The organism is Brytella acorum, assembly GCF_029309905.1.
Classification (GTDB): domain Bacteria; phylum Pseudomonadota; class Alphaproteobacteria; order Acetobacterales; family Acetobacteraceae; genus Brytella; species Brytella acorum.
Genome location: NZ_JARBJP010000027.1, coordinates 1 through 5,249 on the forward strand (window position 1 = coordinate 1; position 5,249 = coordinate 5,249).

Below are 5,249 nucleotides of genomic sequence, written 5' to 3' on the forward strand. Positions count from 1 at the left end.
GTGTGCGCACACTGTGCAGGGTGTGCAGAGAGCCAAGCGTTCAGATCATCGGTTTTGATCCGCCACTGGTTCTTGTTGTCTCGAAAAGCCTGCAAATCTCCAGATTTTATGGCGCGCATGATCGTCCATCGGGAAACGTCAGTTACCTGTGCAGCCTGTGCAGGCGACATGTGCGCAGGGGTGTGCGCGCTCACTGTGCAGGATCGTCGCGGCTGGTGGCGGGCAAGTCGGGTTCCAGACCATCAAGAGATGGTTGGGAAGGGGGCGGCATACCGGGGCCGGTCGGTAACTGGCGTTCGCCTTTGAACATGGCCGGGATGGATTCAAGGGGAGGGAGGTCGTCTAGGGTTTCGGCGTCTGGCTGTTCTGTGGCTGAGACCACGACCGCAGCATCGAATAGAGCGTAACGCTGTCCAGCTCTTGCCCCGGACCATGCAACCCTGCGGTTCACGATGTAGGCGTTGGCAGTACCGGTCGGGCCGATCTGGCGGACATCAATCCAGTTTCCGGACCGAAGGGTATCGAGTGCCCGTTGAAGCGTTGCTCGGGAGCACGCGCATAGTTCAGCAAGCGTTTTTTGCGATACGACCACAGCATTATTGCGCCCCATGTGATGCACCAGCGTCATCATCACAGATGCAGCGCGAGGGTTTTCCATTCCTAACCGTGACCAGCGTTCTAATGCTGCTCGTTCGACCTGCACCCATGAGCCGGATGGAGCTGTTGTCACTCCTAATTCTCGAGTCTTCACCACATCACCCTATGCCTTCGCACCTATGAGGCAGGGGTGCCTCATAGGTGAGAGAAAAAACACCCGAAAGAAAATATATCTGCTCACGCCATGAGCAGATTTCACTCAAATTCATTAGCTAAATTTTTTCAAAAATAAAATAAATATTGCCATTGGATGAGCAGATTTCACTCAAACCTGCCTCACCAGCTATGAGGCAGGGGTGCCTCATAGCTGGTGAGGCACCCCCCCCTTATAACATTCTGATAAACAACAACTTTTTTTGTTTCTCTTTCTATGATCTTAAGGGCCGTCCACGAAGCCCACGGGACGAGGCCCGCGAACGCCCTCGTGAGCGGTAGCGGGCCTCGGGTCCTGTGGACCCTCGGGGGCGGATCAGAGACCTTTTTAACGGGGAGTTATCCACACCAGACGCCTTCGGCGGCCTACGGCGCTCCCGCGCTGCGCTCGCTCTGGTGCTGCAAGGTCAGCAGAACCGAGCTAGATAGGATTTGCTCAAGGGGAAGGAGTGTGTGGGGACAGTCCATGTTTCCCGTTAGAACGCCAGATAGGCCGGAGAGACGCTAGGAACGAGCCACACGCCGTTGTCGGCCTGATAGAATGGAATCCTATTCCGAAACATCAGACCAGCCTCTACAGCCAAAATAACGGCCTTTCCGTGCCTCTCCCCGACACGCTGCGCCGTATCCCGGTCAGTGGAGAGATGGACCATCTGGCGGCGACCCGGTTTCAGACCATCCCGGAAGATCGAGGGCAGGTTGTCGCGGGCGGTGCCATGCCAGAGCCGATCGGGTGGCTGGACGGCGGGCAGGCCGAGATCGACCGGGAGGGAATGACCCTGCGCGGCCCTGATGCGCTGGCCGTCCGGGGAGAGGGTGAAGCGCCGCTTGTCGTTCATCTCGACCACCCGTTGCAGGGTGGCGAGGTCGAACGGCTTTCCTGCCCGCTTTGCCAGCCGGATCAGGTCGGGCACGTTCGCCCAGCCCTGCCCATCCAGCGTCAGGCCGATCCGTTCCGGCTCATGTCGCAGGATCAGGGACAGCAGCCGGGCGATTTCGGAATCCTTCATCGGATGGTCGAAAAAGGCGTGGATGCTCCGAACACTTTCATAGAACAAACCATCTACAGGCACCGGAAAACTGCGGTTTTTTAGGAATGTCGGGTCGTATCGACCTGTGTCGACTCATGTCGAGTTGGTCCTATCTGTGTCGCATTATCACGGCTTGGGTTCATCCTTACCGATTAGCCATGCCTTGAACTCATCCCGGTGGCTTGGATGTATCCAACCGGAAACGCGCACTAACCCCTTAGCCCGTTGTTCTTCCCTGTGTTTTTCAGAGCGCGCCCGGTTCTGTGCCATCATAGTGCGGTAACGTTCAGCAAGGTCGGCGTCATCGTTTTTTCTTGCGTCAGACACGGTTTTGCAGTCCTCTTTTGATCCCGAGCATTAAGCGAGGGCGCACATATGGATTACTAACGTAATCCGTGCGGTGTTGGCAACACACTGAAAGCGTTAGCGGTAACGGTGGCAATCTATAGCGTAAACGTGTCGGCTATCGGGAAAGGCACACAGAAGCAGGCGGGAACAGCAGGCGCTCATGTCGGCTACATTACCCGTTCGACCGCTGCCGTTGCAGTGCTGGCTGAACGGATGCCGACTGCCCGGATCGGCTCACGGGGCGGTGCCGCCCGGAAGTGGCTAGACGAGCAGGAGCAGGCCGACCGAAAGAACGGGCGCGTTGTCACCAAGGTCATGGTCGCCCTGCCGCACGAACTGACCGACGCGCAACGCGCCGCCCTGGTGCGGGACTTCTGCGGACGTATGACCGCTGGCCGTGGCAGTTGGCTGGCTGCCATTCATCGACCGTCCGGAGACGATGCCCGGAACCATCACGCTCACATCGTCCTACGCGACAAGGATTTCGAGACCGGCAAGGTGGTTGTGGGTCTCTCGAATGCCAAGTCGGTGGATCTGATCCGGGCGGAATGGGAACGGTTCGCCAATGCCGCTCTCGATGCGGCCGGAGAAGTCGCGAGGATTGACCGGCGTAGTCTGGCCGATCAAGGAGAAACGCGAGAGCCGGGCGTGCATGTCGGTCCTGCTGTAACGGCTATAGAGCGGCGTGGAGAGGTGAGCGCTGTTCGCGTTCGGATCGAGAGCCAGAAGAAGCCCAAACCCAAGCCTCTGTCGCTTTCCGATCTGATATCGACTGCTGATGACCCCGAACAGGAAGCGCGGGATGTGGAGGAGTGGCTTGCCTATCAGGCGCGTCTCGACGCGGAGCATCGAGCGGAAGAGGTTAAGCGCCAGAGGAAGGAAGCCATCAGATTCCGGAACGCGAAACGCCGGGAGATTCTGAAAGAGGCATCCGAACTGGTAGAGCGTGTCAAAGGTCCGGTTGAAGATATGGAGCGATGGAACAATCAGCATAACGTGTGGGACTGGAAAGAACTCAACCCTGTTTGGGTGTCTGAGCGCCGGGACGAGTTTGCCCGGTTACAGGTGCGGTCTGATGAGCTGACACCACGAGCGCCGTCTAGATGGCTTGAGCTACTTCGGTCAGTCTTTGAGGTTTTGCATGGTTTAGTGGAACGGATGCAGCGTTTGCTACCTGCCCCAGATATCGACTGGGACGACGACTTGGGTAATGGACCGGGAATGTGAGGCGATTTAGCGGTCTTGGGCGCTATGCCAGATGTTCAGGATTTCGACCGTTGAACCGGTGATGCGATAGACGATCACATACGGCCAGCAGGACACCAGCTCTCGCGTGCCGGGTGTAATAGCGGGTCTGCCGCGCTCGGGCAGGTAGCCGCTAAATCTTCCTGTTTCATGAGCGAACAGACGTGCCAAGCAAAAGGCAGAGCAGACCCGGAGCGAGCGCAGCGCGGGAGCGCCGTAGGCCGCCGAAGGCGTCCGGGTGGGGTCATATAGGTCAATGTGCTGACTTAATGGGATTGAGCTTGACGGGCATGTTGCACCCGCGCAGCGCCGTCAGATCGGTTTTCAGTTCGATCCCGTCGCCGCTGGCACAGACCTGATCGCTGCCATCCGCCAAGTCGTGCTTAGTCGTGCTCCCCTTGGGCACGAAAACCGCGCGCACAGGACATTCAGACGGTGAATCGCACACGCCGCCGATCAGCATTGAGATCGCGACCGTCCCGCGTGGTTTCGCGCTCTGGTACTCCCCATAGAGGATATCGGTCCTCGGAACGTCACTATCCGGCCATATCCCCTTGGGATCATGGTCCACGTTTCGGGCAATCCGTGTCAGCTTCACGGGTACCCATAATGCTGTTTCCGCCAAGGCTTGGGCTGTCGATAGGAAAAAATTGATTCCAATTGTGATGACCAAACCCGAAACGATATGCTTTCCACGTGCCATTGGTTGAAGTTCCTTATGGGAGACTGGCAATGAGAATTACTGTGAAGGCGCTGTTTCGGTTGTGCTTTGTTGGTGTGGTGGCGGCTTTTGTTGCCAGCGCCATGTTTGGTGTGTCCATGAAGGCGGCTTTGTTCTTCATGGCACTTCCTGTCATTCTCCTTCCGTTCGGCGTGTTTGCTGCGTTGGCGCATGCAGCAGGTATCGATAGTGATTATCTGAAATCTCAGGAAGGTTCGGCGACCCGCGCCGCGATCTTCGCGGCGGGCGTCCGCGCCGGATACAAGTTCTGATAAATTATCAGGGGAACTGACGGCGGGCGTGAACTACGTTGACGATCTCGATACTGCTCGATGTCACGCGATACAGGACGATGTAATTCGGGTGTGCCACGATCTCGCGCAGGCCGGGAATCCGGTCGCTGGTTCGGTAGAGATAGGGATGCTCTGACAGGGGTAGAACGACCGTTTCCAGACGGATTTTCAGGCGTCGGGCGGCACCGGGGTTTTCGGCGGCTATGTCTGTGATGATCTGACGCAGATCGGCGCGGGCGGTATCACGCCAGACAACAGGGAACATCAGGCAGATCGGCGACGCTGTTCTGCGGCTGCGATGATCGCTTCCATCTCCCCCATAACTTCATCATGGGGGATGGTCGGCTTTCTATCGGCCAGACTGGAGGCAACCTTAGCCTGAAGCCATGCGGTGTATTCGGCTTCCTGTTCGACCGTCTCAAACTCGGAGACGATGGGCGAAAGAGCGTGGCTCATCATGTGGCTCCTGTCGGCTGGTGTGAGATCGAGCATAGCACACTCATCACCAGAACCACCATTTGCGAGGTCGTGATTCGGCCAGCTTCTGAGCTAATTCGCGCCAGTGATCGCGGTCAGCCTCGATGGTCGCCCGGAGTGTCTTCTCGGCTTCAAGTTCGGTCTTCATGCGCACCAGTTCGAGCGTATCTTGAGCGATTGGGGCGGGGTGTGCAGGGGTGTGCAAAGGGTGTGCATCGACCTCTTCCTGCACAGTGTGCGCACACTGTGCAGGGTGTGCAGAGAGCCAAGCGTTCAGATCATCGGTTTTGATCCGCCACTGGTTCTTGTTGTCTCGAAAAGCCT

At 57.6% G+C, this 5,249-nt stretch carries 10 protein-coding genes; 2 read left to right on the forward strand and 8 right to left on the reverse strand.

The features are described 5' to 3' along the window. The 3 genes from PWM43_RS15485 to PWM43_RS15155 form a co-directional block, all read right to left on the reverse strand. Window positions 1–170: helix-turn-helix domain-containing protein (locus PWM43_RS15485; RefSeq protein WP_394356098.1), on the reverse strand; the 170-nt coding region annotated here is incomplete at its 3' end. 20 nt (window positions 171–190) lie between these two features. Next, window positions 191–631, reverse strand: a complete 441-nt coding sequence (locus tag PWM43_RS15150) for a helix-turn-helix domain-containing protein (protein ID WP_289843303.1) — start codon at window positions 629–631, stop codon at window positions 191–193. Window positions 632–1,286: 655 nt separating this feature from the next. After that, window positions 1,287–1,820, reverse strand: a complete 534-nt coding sequence (locus tag PWM43_RS15155; RefSeq protein WP_289843304.1) for an RNA 2'-phosphotransferase — start codon at window positions 1,818–1,820, stop codon at window positions 1,287–1,289. 456 nt (window positions 1,821–2,276) lie between these two features. Here PWM43_RS15155 and PWM43_RS15160 point away from each other — a divergent pair, with 456 nt between their 5' ends. Then, window positions 2,277–3,416 (forward strand): MobA/MobL family protein, encoded by a 1,140-nt coding sequence (locus tag PWM43_RS15160; RefSeq protein WP_289843305.1) that lies wholly within the window; start codon window positions 2,277–2,279, stop codon window positions 3,414–3,416. A 6-nt stretch (window positions 3,417–3,422) separates the two neighbouring features. Here the strand turns inward: PWM43_RS15160 and PWM43_RS15165 are convergent, their stop codons facing one another. Together PWM43_RS15165 and PWM43_RS15170 are read right to left on the reverse strand one after the other, a co-directional pair. Beyond that, window positions 3,423–3,605 carry a type II toxin-antitoxin system RelE/ParE family toxin gene (locus tag PWM43_RS15165; protein WP_289843306.1) on the reverse strand — a complete coding sequence of 61 codons (183 nt, stop codon included), beginning with the start codon at window positions 3,603–3,605 and terminating at the stop codon, window positions 3,423–3,425. 82 nt (window positions 3,606–3,687) lie between these two features. Then, complete coding sequence (locus tag PWM43_RS15170) at window positions 3,688–4,059, reverse strand: hypothetical protein (RefSeq protein ID WP_289843307.1); 372 nt, start codon at window positions 4,057–4,059, stop codon at window positions 3,688–3,690. A gap of 107 nt (window positions 4,060–4,166) precedes the next feature. Here PWM43_RS15170 and PWM43_RS15175 point away from each other — a divergent pair, with 107 nt between their 5' ends. Continuing rightward, window positions 4,167–4,427, forward strand: a complete 261-nt coding sequence (locus tag PWM43_RS15175) for a hypothetical protein (RefSeq protein WP_289843308.1) — start codon at window positions 4,167–4,169, stop codon at window positions 4,425–4,427. A gap of 7 nt (window positions 4,428–4,434) precedes the next feature. Here PWM43_RS15175 and PWM43_RS15180 read toward each other — a convergent pair whose 3' ends face one another. The 3 genes from PWM43_RS15180 to PWM43_RS15190 all read right to left on the reverse strand — a co-directional run. Next, a complete protein-coding gene (locus tag PWM43_RS15180; protein WP_289843309.1) occupies window positions 4,435–4,713 on the reverse strand; it encodes a type II toxin-antitoxin system RelE/ParE family toxin in 279 nt (92 codons plus the stop codon). Then, window positions 4,713–4,940, reverse strand: a complete 228-nt coding sequence (relB, locus tag PWM43_RS15185; protein WP_289843310.1) for a type II toxin-antitoxin system RelB family antitoxin — start codon at window positions 4,938–4,940, stop codon at window positions 4,713–4,715. The genes PWM43_RS15180 and relB overlap by 1 nt, the downstream gene beginning before the upstream one ends. 10 nt (window positions 4,941–4,950) lie before the next feature. Further along, window positions 4,951–5,249: hypothetical protein (locus PWM43_RS15190; RefSeq protein WP_289843311.1), on the reverse strand; the 299-nt coding region annotated here is incomplete at its 5' end.